A 15444-nucleotide genomic window follows, 5' to 3' on the forward strand; every position below is an offset into this window, starting at 1 on the left:
TCCGATTGTGCCGAATGTCATCTTTCCTTTATCGTGGTGTGGTAATAGACACGCGCAATGGAGTCCGCAAAGCCATCCGCCCTGTTTCCGTCGTCCGCGCTACAAAAGGTCGCGGCCGAGGCCGCTGCCCGCCAGCGAAAGGAAGCCACGCAAGCCGAATCCCACAGGCGGAAGCTGCCGCTCAGGGTCGGAACGCGCGCGTCTCCGCTCGCGCTGGTGCAGACGCGGGCCTTCCTGACGGTACTGACCCGTTTCTGCCCGGTCCTGCGCGACATGGGCGCGTTCCAGGAACACCAGATCAGCACCACGGGCGATCAGGTGCTCAATCGCAAGCTGGCGGAGATTGGCGGCAAGGGCCTGTTCGCCAAGGAAATTCACGACGCCCTGCTGGATGGCCGGATCGACTTCGCCGTCCATAGCCTCAAGGATCTGGAAACCACGCTGCCCCCTGGGCTGGTGCTGGCCTGCACGCTCAAGCGCGAGGATGCGCGCGATGTGCTGATCCTCGGGCCGGATTGCGACGAGCCGGACCCGGCCGATCCCTATTCGGGCCTGCCGGAGGGCGCGCTGGTGGGGTGCGCCTCCGTTCGCCGTCAGGCGCAGATGCTGCATGTGCGCCCTGACCTGCAGTTCGGCCTGCTGCGCGGCAATGTGCAGACCCGGCTGGACAAGCTGGCGGCGCGGCAGTGCGATGCGACGCTCCTGGCCTATGCCGGGCTGCGCCGCCTGGGCATGGAAGACCGGGCGGATGTGATTCTCGATCCCACCATCATGGTGCCGGCCGCGGGGCAGGGCATCGTGGGCGTTACGGTGCGTGAGAGCGATGTGGAACTGCGCGAGCTCCTGTCCGCGATCGAGGATTACGAAGCCCGTGCCGTCGCCACCGCCGAACGCGCGCTGCTGGCGGAACTGGATGGCTCGTGCCGCACGCCCATCGGCGGGTATGCCCGTCTCATTCCGGTCGTGGCCGGGGGCGCGCCGGAACTGCACCTGACCGGACTTGTCGCGCGGGAGGACGGGTCGTTCCTGCTCAAGCGTTCCATAAGCGGCGCGCCATCCGACGCGGCGCGTCTGGGGCACGATCTTGGGCGCAGCCTGCGGGCGGACAGCCCGGCCGACATCTTTGCCGAATAGGCGGGCCGCGCCACCTCACGTCCCCGTCCGTAATGGGGTGATCATTACCCGTCCGCCGCCGGGGCTCGCCCCCACCATGGCGGCGGTGCAGGCCATGGGGCTGCAGCCTTTCGCGGCCCCCATGCTGCGTATCGAACACTTCGCCCTGTCCACCGGCGCGTTCCGGCCCGATGCGCTGGTCCTGACCAGCGCGCAGGCCATTGCGGCCATCGACCGGCCCCAATGGCATCATCTTCCCTGTTACGTGGTCGGCCACGCCACTGGCGTGCGCGCACGCGCCGTGGGGTTCCGCCATGTCGTGGCCGCCACGGGCACGGCGGATGACCTGCTGGGCCTGATCCGCGCCAGCGTGCCCGCCCGGAGCCGGGTGCTGCTGGCCGTGGGGCGCGGATATGGGTGCGAGATGGCGGACAGCCTGCGCGCGGGCGGATTGCGGGTGCTGCGGCGGTGTGTCTATGCCGCCCGGCCCATTACGCGCCTGCCCCAGCCCGCGCGCACGGCCCTGCATGCGGGGCGGGTCGCGGCCGTGATGCTCTATTCCGCCCGGACGGCGGAGGCTTTTCTCGCCGCGCTCGATGCGCCCCTTGCGTCCCGGCTGGACAGTGTGCGGGCCATCGTCATGTCACGCGCGGTCGCGGCGGCGCTGGCGGAGGGGCCATGCTGGGCCGCCATCCATGTCGCGTCCCGTCCGGACCAGGCGGCGATGCTGGCCTGCGTGGAACAGGCCTGCTGCTTTGGGCCGGACCATTCCCAATAAAAAAGGCCGGGAGCTTACGCCCCCGGCCCGGTCGTCCGTTCGGGACGCCGCCTGTTCAGGCGTGGCCCGGCGTCTGGTCGAACGAGTTGCGCTTGGCCTGCCACAGCGACACGAAATCGATCGGCTGGAGCACGACGGGCGGAAAGCCGCCATCGCGCGTGACTTCGCTCAGGATGTTGCGCACGTACGGGAAGATGAGGCGCGGCACTTCCACCAGCAGGATCGGCTCGATCAGTTCGGCGGGCGGGTTGTTCAGCGTCGCGATCGCGGCATAGGTCAGCTCGGCGATGAAGACCGGGCGCCCGGCGGGGCCACCTTCCTGCTGCGGGGGTTCACTGGCTTCAGCCTTGACGGTCAGGAGTACCTCGAACACCGGCTGTTCCTGCTCAAGGCGATTGGCCTGCACGTCGATATTGACCGAGATCTGCGGGCTGGAGCGCAGCGTCGCGAAGATTTCCGCGCCAGCGGGCACCTCGAACGAGAGATCCTTGATGTATTGCAGGTTGATCGCGAGCGGCAGGGCCGGAGGCGCGCCCTGGCCATCTTCTGTGGCGGGGGGCTGGGTCGTATCGGACATGCTTGTCTATGGTCTCCGCAGGTAACATGGAACAGGAAAACGGATATCGTGTTCTCTGGCCGTAGCATGGGCCAGCAGGCGATGCCATACCAGCCGCCGGAATTTTAACGGGGGTTGCGCATTGTGCTGGCTCCGGGCGTTGCCTATGTTGGGTGCAGGCTAATTTCTGGCAGGCTCGCCCGCCTGCGGTTCTGGACGCGCGGCATGAATTTCTCTTTTGGTCATTTTCCTCTGGATCTGGTTATTCTGGGGCTGGTGGCTGTCTTCCTCGTCCTGCGCCTGCGTGGCATCCTGGGCCGGAGGGTCGGCGCGGAGCCGAGTGTCCGCCCCATGGCCCCGCCCCCGGTCAGCCAGCCCGTGGTGGAACAGGCCCCCGAACCCCCGCCCCCGGCCATAACATACGAGATTCCCGGCTCCGACACGCGCGTGGGCGGCGTGCTGGCCCGTATCGCCACGCTTCAGCCCGGCTTTACGGCCGATGGGTTCGCCCACAGCGTGGAAAGCGCGTTCCGCCTGATCGTGGGGGCCTATGCCAGCGGGGATCTGACCGTACTGCGTGAACGGCTGACGGCCGCGACCTATGGCGCGTTCGAGGCCGCGATCCAGTCCCGCCAGCAGGCGGGCGAGGTTCTGCGCAGCGAAATTCGCGACATTACCGATATCGCCCTTATCGGCGCGGAACTGGATGAGACGGAAGGCCCCAATCCCCTTGCCCGTATCGAGGTCCGGATCGTATCGGATCAGGTCAGCCTGACGGTGGACAGCAATGGCCAGCCGGTGGCGGGTATTGACGCCGTGACCGAGTTTTCCGATCTGTGGACGTTCGAATGCATCCTGGGGGCGGCGGGCGCGTGCTGGCGGCTTGGGGCGAGCCGCAGCGCGTAGGAAGCCATAATTTGCCGATAAAGCCGTGATCTGATCGTGTCCATGAAAGCATTCAGGTACGCAGCGCCGCTGTGCGCTGTCCTCGCCCTGTACGGGTGTGATATGGAGTCCCTCGATCTGGGGGGGCATGCCCCTTCTTCCGGTCCGGTCGCATTCAGTGACCTGCCCGGCTGGCAGGATGATCCGCTTGAGGAGGCCCTGCCGGTCTTCCTGGAGGATTGCCACAAGATCCAGAGCCTGCCCGCCGACAGTACGCTGGGGGGGGAAGGTGCGGCCTATCCCGACCGGCAGGTGGGGGACTGGGTCGCGGCCTGCACCGCCGCGCGCGCGGTGCCCACGGGCGACCGCGCGGCGGCGCGCGCCTTTTTCCAGACATGGTTCGTGCCTTACCGCGTGCCGCCGGGCACGCGGGCCGACGGCATGCTGTTCACAGGGTATTACGAGCCGGAAATCCGGGGTTCGCTGCATCGGGGCGGAATTTACCAGACCCCCGTCTATCGCCGCCCGCCCGATCTGGTGCGCGAGCATGACGGGCAGGGCAATACCGTGACAGGCCGCCTGCAGGGTGGGCAGGTCGTGCCGTACTGGACCCGCGCGCAGATCGATCAGGGCGTTCTGGAGCATAAAAAGCTCGAACTGCTGTGGCTGGCGGATCCGGTGGATCTGTTCTTCCTCCAGATTCAGGGGGCCGGTCGCGTGCGCCTGCCTGATGAGAGGGTGATCCGTCTGGGATTCGATGGGCTGAATGGCCAGCCTTACGTGCCGCTGGGCCGGGTTATGGTCGCGCAGGGGCTGCTGCGGGCCGAGGATGTCAGCATGGCGTCCATCCGTAGCTGGCTGGAGGCTAATCCCTCCGGTGCGATGGCCATGATGGAACAGAACCCGAATTACGTTTTCTTCCGGGAACTGGGGCAAGGTGATACGCAGGCCGGTGCGCCGGGCGCGCTGGGCGTGCCGCTTACACCGGGCCGTTCCATGGCGGTGGACCGGCATTTCATCGCGCTGGGCACCCCGGTATGGGTGGAGGCGCAGGTGCCCGTCGCCGGGCATGCAACGCGCTGGAACCGGCTTGTCTTCGCACAGGATCTGGGCACCGACATCAAGGGACCCGACAGGGCCGACCTGTATATGGGCTGGGGGCCGGAAGCCGCCCAGACAGCGGGCAACCTGCGTTCGGGCGGGCAGATGATCGTGCTGGTACCCCGGAACGCATCAGCCGGACACGACGACGATAAACACGAGACCCGCGCCGACGCGCAGTGAAGAGCATACCACCATGACAGGGCGACCCCGCGCGGGGCAGGATGCCGCGCCTCCTTCCCGCGCGCCACGGAGCGTCCGTTACACTGAAGGGCCGCACCTGCTGGTGCGCGGCGACTGCATCCGTGCGCTGCGCCGCATGGCGGCGGGCAGCGTGGATGTGGTCGTGACCTCGCCGCCCTATAACATCGGGCTCAAATACCGCACCTATCGCGACCGGCTGGATGAGAACGGCTATCTGGACTGGATGGTCGAGGTCGCGCGGGAGGTCCGGCGCGTAATGCGGCCCGATGGCTCGTTTTTCCTCAACGTGGCCGGTTCCTCCGCGCAGCCGTGGATTCCGTTTGAACTCATGGTGCGGCTGCGTGAGCTGTTCGTGTTGCAGAACCATATTTCATGGGTCAAGTCGATCTCGGTCGGGTCGGACACGCATGGGCACTTCAAGCCGGTCAACAGCCCGCGCTATGTCAACCGCAACCACGAGCACCTGTTTCACCTGACCCTGACGGGGGATGTCGCGCTCAGGCGACTCGATATCGGCGTGCCCTACATGGACAAGTCCAACATCGCCCGTCGCGGCCACCGGCAGGATCGCCGCTGCCGGGGCGATACATGGTTCATCCCCTACGAGACCGTGCAGGGCAGGGCGCAGAAATTCCACCATCCCGGCACCTTTCCCGTCATGCTGCCGCAGATGTGCATCCGCCTGCATGGCAAAAGCGCGCCGGTGGTGCTCGACCCCTTCATGGGCACGGGCACAACGCTGGTGGCGGCGGTGCGCGAAGGGGGGCGGGGAATCGGAATCGATCTTGATACCATCTATGTCAATGTCGCGCGGCAGCGGGTACGCGAAGCTATGCTGACAGAGGTGGATGGCGCGACAGGGGCGGGTGATCGAAAGATTTGATCGTTTCTATCGAAATGATTATTTTGACAAATAATTCCTGAATCGGCCAGAACCCCTCATCAGGCAAGGGAAAGGGTTTTGCATGTCGGTAAGAAAGGCGGTTCTGGCGGCGGTTGCCATCGGCGGCGTGGTTTATGGCGGGACGGTCGCCTATCTTGAACATTTCGACCATGTAACGGCGCCGGCCCCGGCGGCGGCCTCGGTGGATGCGTCGTCTTCCGCCGCGCTGGATGTCATACGCGAGGCCCGGTGCGATTACTGCCACGCGGCCAAGGTTGACCTGCCATTCTATTTCAACGTTCCCGTGGCCCACAGCCTCATGAGCGGCGACCGCGAGCAGGGGCTGCGCCATTTCCGCGTGGAGCCGGTGATCAACGCGCTCCAGACCGGCCAGGTGCCGGATGAGGAACCGCTGGCCCGGATCGAGGAAGTCATCCGCCAGAACCGCATGCCGCCCACCATGTACCTGCTCATGCACTGGCATGCCCATCTGTCCGCCGCGCAGCGTGACAGCATGCTGGCATGGATCGCGCAGGTACGCCGCCAGCATTACGCCACACAGGGCGTGGCCGACCGTTTCGCGGCGGAGCCGGTGCAGCCGGTGCCCGAATCCCTGCCGGTGGACAGCCGCAAGGTGGCGCTGGGCCAGCGCCTGTTCTTTGACCGCCAGTTGTCCGGCAATGGTGTTTTAAGCTGCGCGAGCTGCCATAGCCTCCAGCATGGCGGGGTTGACGGTCTGGTCACGGCAACCGGCATCAACGGGCAGAAAGGCCCGATCAACGTGCCCACGGTCTTCAACGCGGCCTTCAACAAAAGCCAGTTCTGGAACGGTCGCGCCGCCACGCTGGCCGAACAGGCGGCGGGTCCGGTCATGAACCCGGTGGAAATGGGATCGCATGAATGGTCGGTGGTTGCCGCGCATATTCAGGCGGACCCGACCTATATCACGGATTTCCAGGCGGCGTTCGGCAGTGACGCGATCAACGAGGCCACCATTACGGAGGCGATCGCCGAATATGAAAAGACGCTGATCACCCCCGACAGCCGCTTTGACCAGTACCTGAAGGGCGATGACGCGGCCCTGAACACCCAGGAAAAGCACGGCTACACCCTGTTCAAGGATATTGGCTGCGCGGGTTGCCACACGGGCCCGTCCATGGGCGGGCAGGCGTTCGAGCCGATGGGGCTGGAAGGAAATTACTTCGCCGCCCGTGGCGGTGCGCTGACCGATGCGGACAAGGGACGCTTCGAAGTAACCCACAACCCGGCGGACATGGAGCGTTTCAAGGTGCCCAACCTGCGCAATATCGCGCTGACGGCCCCCTATTTCCATGATGGCAGCGTCAAGACACTGGATCAGGCGGTGCGTGACATGGCGCGCTACCAGACCCCGGACCATAATATTTCCGATCAGGACGTGGCGGACATCGTGGCGTTCCTTAATACGCTGACCGGGCGTTATCAGGGTGAAATCCTGCGCAATACCGCGCCGTAACCCCTTTTTTCCGGAGGGGAGGCCCGGACCCCGCCGCCTGCGCGGCGGGGTCCGTTGCGTTGTGGCAGGGGCCTGAAAACATGGATCCGCCGCGCGGGGTGTGGATCCATGCTGGCGGATAGCGGCCCAGAGAAAGGAACGACCGTGAGGCAGCGCAGACTGAACGAGGAGGAACAGGCCCTGTGGGCGGCCTTCGCTCAGGGTATCGCACCATTACGGACCGCGCGCCCGGCCGCGATGCCGGACGTGCCAGCCAGCGCGCCCGCCGCCGCGCCAGCGGGGGAAGGCAGGGCCGCCATGAGCCGTGCGGAAATCGAACAGCGGTTGATGGCGGGGCAGGTGCATGCGGTGCATGGAACCGCCGCCCACCGGCTGATGGTGCACAAAAGCCGGGACGGGGCATTCGAGATCGGCGTGCGCAGGCCCGGTCTGGATGATACGAGCTGGCGCGGGCTGGTCAGCGGCAAGCTGCGCCCCGCGCGCAGGCTCGACCTGCACGGGCAGGTTGCCCAGACGGCCTTTCACCGCCTGCATGGATTTCTGGTGCAGGCCCATGCCGACAATGTACGGTGCGTCGAGATCATTACCGGGCTGGGCAGCGGCCATCATGGCGGCATCCTGCGGCGTGAACTGCCGTTCTGGCTGGGCCGGGGTGATCTGGGGCGGCTTATCCTGGCCGTGGTGCACCCCCATGCGGCCAATCAGGGCGCGGTGCGCGTGCTGCTGCGTCGGTCGGGGCGGGCGGGAAACCGTTAGTCCAGCCGCCATGTGGGCAATTTGCTGGCCAGCCAGCGGCGCAGGGTCATGATGCTCAGTGTATCGCCGGAAATCCGGTGCAGGGCGGTCGTGGCCCCAGCACCCGTCAGCACGGTGCGCCCGGCGTCATGGGTCAGGGACTGCACGGCGCTGTCCTGCAGGGCCTGCGTCGTTGCCGCCTGCCACCGGGCCAGCGTTGCGGGCTGGGTCAACATGGGCAGCACCAGCGCGAGATCGACCGCCGCGGCCCCCGCCAGTGGTTTCCATGCCGCGTAAAGCAGGGAGGTCAGGGCGGAACGGGCGTCCTGGGCCAGGCGGGCCTCCATGCTCATGACCTCCTGATCGCGCAGCCTGAGGGGTTCGGCCCCCGTGGTCAGGCTGAACAGGGCGGGAAAGCCCGCCTGCGCCAGTGTATTGATCAGAGCCGTGGTGTCCGGCGTGCCCAGCGGATCGGTGATCTGGATTACATCGACCTGATTGTCGCGCAGGGCCGCCGCCGCGGCTTCGGGTGTGGCCAGTCCGGTTACGGGAATGGGGCGCAGGCCGAACAGGGTCATGGCCAGTACGGTGGGCAGTTCAAGGCCGGTCAGGGTGGAGACGGCAATGCGCACCGGCCGGTCGCGCATGAAATTGCCAAGGCTGCGGTGCAGTTGCGCGCGCCCGATCACCACCGGCACCGTCATGCACAGCAGCAGGGGCAGCCAGCGGCTGTAGTCGAAATGGATGCGCGGATCACCGCACAGGGATGACACCAGCGCCGAACCCGGGGCCGCCAGCGCCATCATGCCATCGGTCGGGAACTGGGAATCGAACAGATTGGCGCCCGTCACCCCATCCTGCCCCACCGTGTTGCGCACCGGCAGCGGCGTGGACAGGCCCAGACCCTGCGCCAGCGCACCGGGCAGGACCGGCCCCCAGCGCACGGCCATGGCGCTCTGGTTGCCCGCAACCAGCAGCCCCGGCGCGCCGGTGGCCCCCGGCGGCATGGGCAGGCGCTCACGCGGGAGTTCGGAGGCCGCCGCCCCACGCGGGGGCAGGGCGGTGCCGGCGGCAAGCAGGGCCAGCAGGCCGCGGCGCGAGATCATCGCCTGACCCGCCGGACCCTGCCACCGGGGCCGCGCGGACCGCGACGCCACCCCGCATGGGTGCGGGTGGACGGGGCGGGCCGGGACTGGGTGCATTGGGCGGGCATGCGCTATTCTATGGCCACTGGACTTCCGGGGGAAGGCTCATGAGGATGGCCTCGGTATTTCCGCCCGTTTTCAGGCCGAAAATGGTGCCCCGGTCGTGCAGCAGGTTGAACTCCACATAGCGTCCGCGCCGTATGAGCTGCGCGGTGCGCTGTTCGGGTGTCCATGCTTCCATCATCCGGCCCCGCACGATGTCGGGATAGGTCTCGAGAAAGGCCAGGCCCACATCACGGGTGAACGCGAAATCCGCGTCGATGTCGCCGGTATCGAGCCGGTCATAGAAAATGCCCCCCAGCCCGCGCGGTTCATTGCGGTGGGGCAGGTAGAAATACTTGTCGCACCAGTCGCGGAAGCGGGGGTAATAGCCGGGGTCATGCTTTTCGCATGCCTGCCTGAACCCGGCATGGAAGCGTTCGCCGTCGCTGATCGCCTCGGCGCTTTCGGGGAACATGGGGGTGATGTCGCCGCCGCCGCCAAACCAGCCCTTCGTGGTGATGATCATGCGCGTATTGAAGTGCGCGGCGGGCACCAGAGGGCTGCACATATGGGCCACAAGGCTGATGCCGGTTGCGAAAAAGCGGGGATCCTCGGACGCGCCGGGAATCGAATCGCGAAAGCCGGGGCTGAATTCACCGCTTACGGTGGAAACGTTGACCCCCACCTTTTCAAACACCCGCCCGCGCATGAGGCTGATCACGCCCCCGCCGCCGGGGCTGCCGTCCTCGTTCGTGCGGTTCCATGGCGTGCGTTCGAAGCGGCCCGGCACGTCCTTGCCCGGCAGGGCCGGGGCATGGGCGGCGGCGGCTTCATCCTCGATCCGTTCAAAGGCCGCGCATATGCGGTCGCGCAGGGTTTCAAACCAGGTTCGGGCCGTGTCCTTCATGGCGTCATGGGCGACGGCGGTGCGGGTAATTGTCATGGTCTTGTCATTCTGCCCGTTCAGGTCATTCGCAATAAATATTACGGGTGCCCGTTTGTTCCGCCCATTGCAAGGCGGGTAGGGGGCGGATCGGCCCGTACTGCCACGCAGGGGTTGCCAGCGTCCGATAGTAACGCGAAAAGAGGGTCCGAATTGTGGCGGGGACAAGGTAGACATGCATAGGCGAGGTCATGAGCGTGACAACGCGCCCCGGATGCGCCCCGTACCGTCGCGTCCTGTATCGTCGCGCCCCGGCTCAGGCGCCGGGTCACGCCATGGCGTGGTGGCGTCCTGTGTCGTGGCGCTGGGCCTTCTGACCAGTGGCGGCGCGTGGGCGCGGGATTACCGGGAACCGCCCCGGCAGGTCTGGAGCTTTCAGGGGCCGCTGGGTCATTTCGACCTGGCCGCGGTCCAGCGGGGCTACACCGTCTATGCCCAGGTCTGTTCCGCCTGCCATGGGATGAAATCGGTCACGTACGGTGATCTGGCGGGGCTGGGGCTGAAGGAGGGCGATGTCAACGCCCTTGCGGCCAGCCACCATGTTCCCGCCGGAACGGACGCCAGCGGGCATCCGCTCTCGCGCCCGGCCAATCGCGATGACCACCTGCTTTCCCCCTATCCCGACGCGCGCATGGCGGCGGCGGCCAATCACGGGGTGGCGCCGCCCGACCAGTCGCGGCTGGCGGTGGTGCATCCCGGCGGCGTGGACCGGATTTACGCCTTCCTGACCGGCTATGGCGAGATGCCGCCCGCCGGCATGGCCGTGCCGCCGGGCCTGTCCTACAACCCCTATGCCGCGAACGGGCGCACCGCTATGCCGCCGCCGCTGCATGATGGCGGCGTTTCCTACCCCGATGGCACGCCCGCCACCGTTGCGCAGCAGGCGCGTGATGTCACCACCTTCCTGGCATGGGTCGCCTCCCCCCACCTGACCGAACGGCACCGGGTGGGCGTGGGGGCGGCCGTGTTCGTGGTGTTCCTGCTTGTCCTTTGCATTTTACTGAAACGGAGAACGTGGTCCAATGTCCCCTAACCCTGCCCCTGATGAGCGGATCGAGCCGGTTATCGGCCTGATCGGCGGTTCCGGCCTGTATGATATCGAAGGCCTTGAGGACAAGGAGTGGCGTACGGTCGAAACCCCGTGGGGCAGCCCGTCCGACCAGCTCCTGTTCGGCCGCCTGGATGGCGTGCGCTGCGTGTTCCTGCCCCGACATGGGCGCGGGCACCCGCTGCCGCCCTCGCGCCTGAATTACCGCGCCAATATCGACGCGCTCAAGCGGTCCGGCGTGACGGATATCGTGTCGCTCTCGGCGGTCGGTTCACTCAAGGAAGAACTGCCGCCGGGCCATTTCGTGGTGATCGACCAGTTCATCGACCGCTCTTTCGCGCGTGAGAAGAGCTTTTTCGATACGGGCTGCGTCGCCCATGTCGGCATGGCCGACCCGCTGTGCCCGCGCATTGGCGATGTGCTGGAAAGCCAGTGCCGGGAACTGGGGCTGGACGTGACCCGGGGCGGCACGTACCTGGTCATGGAGGGGCCGCAGTTCTCCACACGGGCGGAGAGCAATCTCTACCGCTCATGGGGCTGCTCGGTGGTGGGCATGACCAACATGCCCGAAGCCAAGCTCGCCCGGGAGGCCGAGATCTGTTACGCCACCGTCGCCATGGTCACGGATTACGACTGCTGGCACGACAGCCATGACAGCGTGACGGTGGATGCCGTGGTCAAGGTGATGCAGGAAAACGCCAGCCGTGCGCGTGCGCTGGTCCGTTCGGTCATTCCCCGTCTCGGCGCGCCGCGTGGGCCCTGTCACGCCGGGTGCGACCGGGCGCTGGAACATGCGCTGATCACCGCGCCCGCGAAACGCGACCCGGCGGTGCTGGCCCGGCTTGACGCCGTTGCGGGACGGGTGCTGCGCGGCTGATCCATAGCTCTTCACGCCGCCATCGTATGACATGATGGCGGCGGGAGGGCTCACAGCCAGTGTTCGAAAAAGCTCAGGCTGCGCTGCATGGCCAGCGTCGCCGCCGCCGCGTTGTAGGACGGGCGGTCGGTACAGCCAAAGCCATGATCCGCGCCTTCATAGGTGAAGATTTCGATATCCGCATGCGCGGCGCGGATGGCCTCGACATCATCAAGCGGGATATGGGCGTCATCCGCGCCGAAATGTAGCTGCACCGGGCAGTTGGGTGTCTGGCTGCGGGTCTCGGCAATGCCGCCGCCATACCAGGCCACCGCCGCCGCGAAGGTGTCCGTCCGGCATGCGGCTTCCCATGCCAGCTTGCCCCCCCAGCAGAAGCCGATGATGCCCGTTTTCTCGGTCGTCAGGCACCCGGCGGCGGCGACGAGATCCTTCAGTGCGTTGTCCTCGCCACCTTCGGCGCGCAGCTTCAGGCCTTCGTGCACGCCCGCGCTGTCATACGGCAGGACGGTGTCGCGCCGCACGCGGTCGAACAGGGCGGGGGCGATGACCTGATAGCCCTGTGCGGCAAGGGAATCGCAGACCGCGCGGATATAGGGCGTGATTCCGAAGATTTCCTGCACCACCACGACGGAACGCGCGGCGTCCGGCCGGCCGGCGCGGTAAGCGGAAAACGTATGCCCGTCAGCCGCGGTAACGGTTATGACTGCGCCCATGGCATTCCCTCCATTCTTTCTCTTGTTGTCGGCCAAGAATGATGCCGGATGGTTTTACGTCAACATGAAACCGCGTGGCGGCGAATTTTGAAGGTTCCCGCCGCCTGCGCCCACCCGGCGCGGACTCGGCGGGGCGTATGGCCATGCACTGGGGGCGAGGCTGGGCACTACTTTCATCATCCGAGGCGGCATTATTTTATAAATAATTGATATATAATGGAAAAGTAAGAAAAGGACGCCTCCACCACCGGGATGGCGGGATTTGGACGCTTTTCCCTTATCCGGTGTTCTTGACACCTGGGAAGGTGCTTCCTATCTGGTCATTAGCACTCTCACGAGGGGAGTGCTAACGCGATGCGGCCTGGCGCGCGCGCCAAACCGGTGGCGTTGCTTAATCAAGGGCGTTACCTTTTTTTATAGATGTGGAGCGATCCATCCATGACGAAATTTCGTCCCCTGCATGACCGCGTGGTCGTCCGTCGCCTCAAGAGCGAGGAAAAGACTGCAGGTGGTATCATCATCCCTGAGACCGCCAAGGAAAAGCCGATGGAAGGCGAGGTGATCTCGGTCGGACCGGGTGCCCGTAACGAGCAGGGCCAGCTTGTGGCCCTGGACGTCAAGGCGGGTGACCGCGTCCTGTTCGGCAAGTGGTCGGGCACGGAAGTGACGATCAACGGTGAAGAACTGCTGATCATGAAGGAAAGCGACATCATGGGCGTGGTCGCCTGACCCACCCCGCTTTCCCGACCGAGTGACATTTAAGAAAACCTTCCCTACCGGAGAAAAGAAAAATGGCAGCCAAGGACGTAAAGTTCGGCGGTGAAGCCCGCCAGCGCATGCTGCGTGGCGTTGATATCCTTGCGGACGCGGTCAAGGTGACCCTGGGGCCCAAGGGCCGCAATGTCGTGCTCGACAAGAGCTTCGGCGCGCCGCGCATCACGAAGGACGGTGTCTCCGTCGCCAAGGAAATCGAACTGGCTGACAAGTTCGAGAACATGGGCGCGCAGATGGTCCGTGAAGTCGCCTCCAAGACCAACGACGTCGCGGGCGACGGCACCACCACCGCCACCGTGCTGGCCCAGGCCATCGTGCGCGAAGGCGCCAAGGCCGTTGCCGCCGGCATGAACCCGATGGACCTCAAGCGCGGCATCGACAAGGCGGTTGGCGTTGTCATCGAAGAGCTGAAGAAGAACGCGAAGAAGATCACGACCCCGGCCGAAACGGCGCAGGTCGGCACGATTTCCGCCAATGGCGAAAAGGAAATCGGCGAGATGATCTCGCAGGCCATGCAGAAGGTCGGCTCCGAGGGCGTCATCACGGTGGAAGAGGCCAAGGGCCTGCACACCGAGCTGGACGTGGTCGAGGGCATGCAGTTCGACCGTGGCTACATCTCCCCGTATTTCGTGACGAATGCGGAAAAGATGACCGTCGATCTGGACAGCCCCTACATCCTGATCCACGAAAAGAAGCTGTCCTCGCTGCAGCCGATCCTGCCGCTGCTTGAGGCGGTCGTGCAGTCCGGCCGTCCGCTGCTGATCATCGCCGAAGACGTCGATGGCGAAGCGCTGGCGACGCTGGTGGTCAACAAGCTGCGTGGTGGCCTGAAGATCGCCGCCGTCAAGGCGCCGGGCTTCGGTGACCGTCGCAAGGCGATGCTGGAAGATATCGCGATCCTGTCCGGTGGCCAGGTTATCAGCGAAGATCTGGGCATCAAGCTCGAGAGCGTCACGCTCGACATGCTGGGCACCGCCAAGAAGGTGCACATCAACAAGGAAAACACCACGATCGTCGAAGGCGCTGGCGACAGCGCGGGCATCAAGGCCCGTTGCAGCCAGATCCGTGCGCAGATCGAGGAAACCACCTCCGATTACGATCGCGAGAAGATGCAGGAACGCCTGGCCAAGCTGGCGGGTGGTGTTGCCGTGATCCGCGTCGGTGGGTCCACCGAGATCGAGGTGAAGGAACGCAAGGACCGCGTTGACGACGCCCTGCACGCCACGCGCGCGGCGGTTGAGGAAGGCATCGTTCCCGGTGGTGGCACGGCGCTGGCACGCGCTTCGACCCAGCTTGGCGGCCTGCACTTCCATAACGATGACCAGCGCGTCGGCGCCGAGATCATCCGCAAGGCCCTGCAGGCGCCGCTGCGCCAGATCGCCCACAACGCGGGTGAAGATGGTGCGGTCATCGCGGGCAAGGTTCTGGAAAACAGCACCTACACCTTCGGTTTCGACGCCCAGATCGGGGATTACAAGGATCTGGTCGAAGCCGGGATCATCGACCCGATGAAGGTTGTCCGCACCGCGCTGCAGGATGCGGCGTCGGTTGCCGGCCTGCTGATCACCACCGAAGCGATGGTGGCGGAGCGTCCGGAAAAGAAGGCCCCGCCGATGCCCGAAGGTGGCATGGGTGGTATGGGCGGCATGGGCGGCATGGATTTCTGATCCAGCCGGGCATACGCCACGAAAAAGGGGGGAAGGGCCACGGGTCCTTCCCCCTTTTTTTATGCCCGTTTCATGTCCGATGGTGCAGATGTGAGAACGCGGATGTCGGGATTATTTGACACGGACGCCCATTTCATGCTGCCCCTATGGTGCACGAACGACGTGAAAGCGGCAGGGTGTTTTCCGGATGCCCCGTTTTTTTCATCGCCGTAAAGGCACGCGCCCGGATTCCCGGTATTAGGACCGGGAAGGATGGCGCTGGAGAAGAGACTGGCTATGGCTACCGGAAAAGTAAAATGGTTCAATGCAACCAAGGGTTTTGGCTTCATCATGCCTGATGATGGCGGCAAGGACGTGTTTGTGCACATTACCGCCGTGCAGGCGGCGGGCCTGCGTGGCCTGAACGAGGACCAGGCGGTCAGCTATGACATCGCCATGGAGCGTGGCAAGGCCGCCGCGACCAACCTCAAGGCGCTCTGACGTCT

The 15444-nt window shown here is 65.5% G+C and carries 16 protein-coding genes; 12 read left to right on the forward strand and 4 right to left on the reverse strand.

Annotated features, from left to right (window positions below):
• Positions 1 to 57 precede the first annotated feature (57 nt).
• Positions 58 to 1134, forward strand: coding sequence for a hydroxymethylbilane synthase (hemC, locus tag LDL28_RS13005; RefSeq protein WP_233058940.1), 1077 nt, complete (start codon positions 58 to 60; stop codon positions 1132 to 1134).
• 37 nt (positions 1135 to 1171) lie between these two features.
• Positions 1172 to 1891: a uroporphyrinogen-III synthase gene (locus LDL28_RS13010; protein WP_233058941.1), complete on the forward strand. Its 720-nt coding sequence runs from the start codon at positions 1172 to 1174 to the stop codon at positions 1889 to 1891.
• 55 nt (positions 1892 to 1946) lie between these two features.
• Here the strand turns inward: LDL28_RS13010 and secB are convergent, their stop codons facing one another.
• The gene (secB, locus tag LDL28_RS13015; RefSeq protein WP_233058942.1) at positions 1947 to 2468 is read right to left on the reverse strand and encodes a protein-export chaperone SecB; all 522 of its coding nucleotides are present in this window, start codon (positions 2466 to 2468) and stop codon (positions 1947 to 1949) included.
• A 204-nt stretch (positions 2469 to 2672) separates the two neighbouring features.
• Between secB and LDL28_RS13020 the strand changes: the two genes are divergently transcribed.
• From LDL28_RS13020 to LDL28_RS13040, 5 genes are all read left to right on the forward strand, one after another.
• Positions 2673 to 3353: a Tim44/TimA family putative adaptor protein gene (locus LDL28_RS13020; RefSeq protein WP_233058943.1), complete on the forward strand. Its 681-nt coding sequence runs from the start codon at positions 2673 to 2675 to the stop codon at positions 3351 to 3353.
• Between the two features lie 42 nt (positions 3354 to 3395).
• Entirely contained in the window at positions 3396 to 4616 is a 1221-nt protein-coding gene (locus LDL28_RS13025; RefSeq protein ID WP_233058944.1) for a murein transglycosylase A, read from the forward strand.
• 13 nt (positions 4617 to 4629) lie between these two features.
• The gene (locus LDL28_RS13030; RefSeq protein WP_233058945.1) at positions 4630 to 5520 is read left to right on the forward strand and encodes a site-specific DNA-methyltransferase; all 891 of its coding nucleotides are present in this window, start codon (positions 4630 to 4632) and stop codon (positions 5518 to 5520) included.
• Between the two features lie 82 nt (positions 5521 to 5602).
• Positions 5603 to 7015: a cytochrome-c peroxidase gene (locus LDL28_RS13035; protein WP_233058946.1), complete on the forward strand. Its 1413-nt coding sequence runs from the start codon at positions 5603 to 5605 to the stop codon at positions 7013 to 7015.
• 144 nt (positions 7016 to 7159) lie between these two features.
• Positions 7160 to 7771 carry a Smr/MutS family protein gene (locus LDL28_RS13040; protein WP_233058947.1) on the forward strand — a complete coding sequence of 204 codons (612 nt, stop codon included), beginning with the start codon at positions 7160 to 7162 and terminating at the stop codon, positions 7769 to 7771.
• Here LDL28_RS13040 and LDL28_RS13045 read toward each other — a convergent pair.
• On the reverse strand, positions 7768 to 8856 hold the full coding sequence (locus LDL28_RS13045; RefSeq protein ID WP_233058948.1) for a hypothetical protein: 1089 nt from the start codon (positions 8854 to 8856) through the stop codon (positions 7768 to 7770). The two genes, LDL28_RS13040 and LDL28_RS13045, sit on opposite strands and share 4 nt — an antisense overlap.
• 115 nt (positions 8857 to 8971) lie before the next feature.
• Positions 8972 to 9880 carry an oxygen-dependent coproporphyrinogen oxidase gene (gene hemF, locus LDL28_RS13050; RefSeq protein ID WP_233058949.1) on the reverse strand — a complete coding sequence of 303 codons (909 nt, stop codon included), beginning with the start codon at positions 9878 to 9880 and terminating at the stop codon, positions 8972 to 8974.
• A gap of 175 nt (positions 9881 to 10055) precedes the next feature.
• Between hemF and LDL28_RS13055 the strand changes: the two genes are divergently transcribed.
• Both LDL28_RS13055 and LDL28_RS13060 read left to right on the forward strand, forming a co-directional pair.
• Positions 10056 to 10913, forward strand: a complete 858-nt coding sequence (locus LDL28_RS13055) for a cytochrome c1 (protein WP_233058950.1) — start codon at positions 10056 to 10058, stop codon at positions 10911 to 10913.
• Entirely contained in the window at positions 10903 to 11805 is a 903-nt protein-coding gene (locus LDL28_RS13060; protein WP_233058951.1) for an S-methyl-5'-thioadenosine phosphorylase, read from the forward strand. The genes LDL28_RS13055 and LDL28_RS13060 overlap by 11 nt, the downstream gene beginning before the upstream one ends.
• Positions 11806 to 11855: 50 nt before the next feature.
• On the opposite strand, the gene LDL28_RS13065 is transcribed toward LDL28_RS13060, so the two are convergent.
• A complete protein-coding gene (locus LDL28_RS13065) occupies positions 11856 to 12518 on the reverse strand; it encodes a dienelactone hydrolase family protein (RefSeq protein ID WP_233058952.1) in 663 nt (220 codons plus the stop codon).
• Between the two features lie 438 nt (positions 12519 to 12956).
• Between LDL28_RS13065 and groES the strand changes: the two genes are divergently transcribed.
• The 3 genes from groES to LDL28_RS13080 all read left to right on the forward strand — a co-directional run bounded on the left by groES (position 12957) and on the right by LDL28_RS13080 (position 15439).
• Positions 12957 to 13247, forward strand: coding sequence for a co-chaperone GroES (gene groES / locus LDL28_RS13070; RefSeq protein WP_025812293.1), 291 nt, complete (start codon positions 12957 to 12959; stop codon positions 13245 to 13247).
• 62 nt (positions 13248 to 13309) lie between these two features.
• A complete protein-coding gene (groL, locus tag LDL28_RS13075) occupies positions 13310 to 14959 on the forward strand; it encodes a chaperonin GroEL (RefSeq protein WP_233058953.1) in 1650 nt (549 codons plus the stop codon).
• Positions 14960 to 15235: 276 nt separating this feature from the next.
• The gene (locus LDL28_RS13080; protein WP_010507660.1) at positions 15236 to 15439 is read left to right on the forward strand and encodes a cold-shock protein; all 204 of its coding nucleotides are present in this window, start codon (positions 15236 to 15238) and stop codon (positions 15437 to 15439) included.
• The last annotated feature ends 5 nt before the right edge of the window (positions 15440 to 15444 follow it).

Source organism: Komagataeibacter sp. FNDCR2 (assembly GCF_021295395.1).
GTDB lineage: Bacteria > Pseudomonadota > Alphaproteobacteria > Acetobacterales > Acetobacteraceae > Komagataeibacter.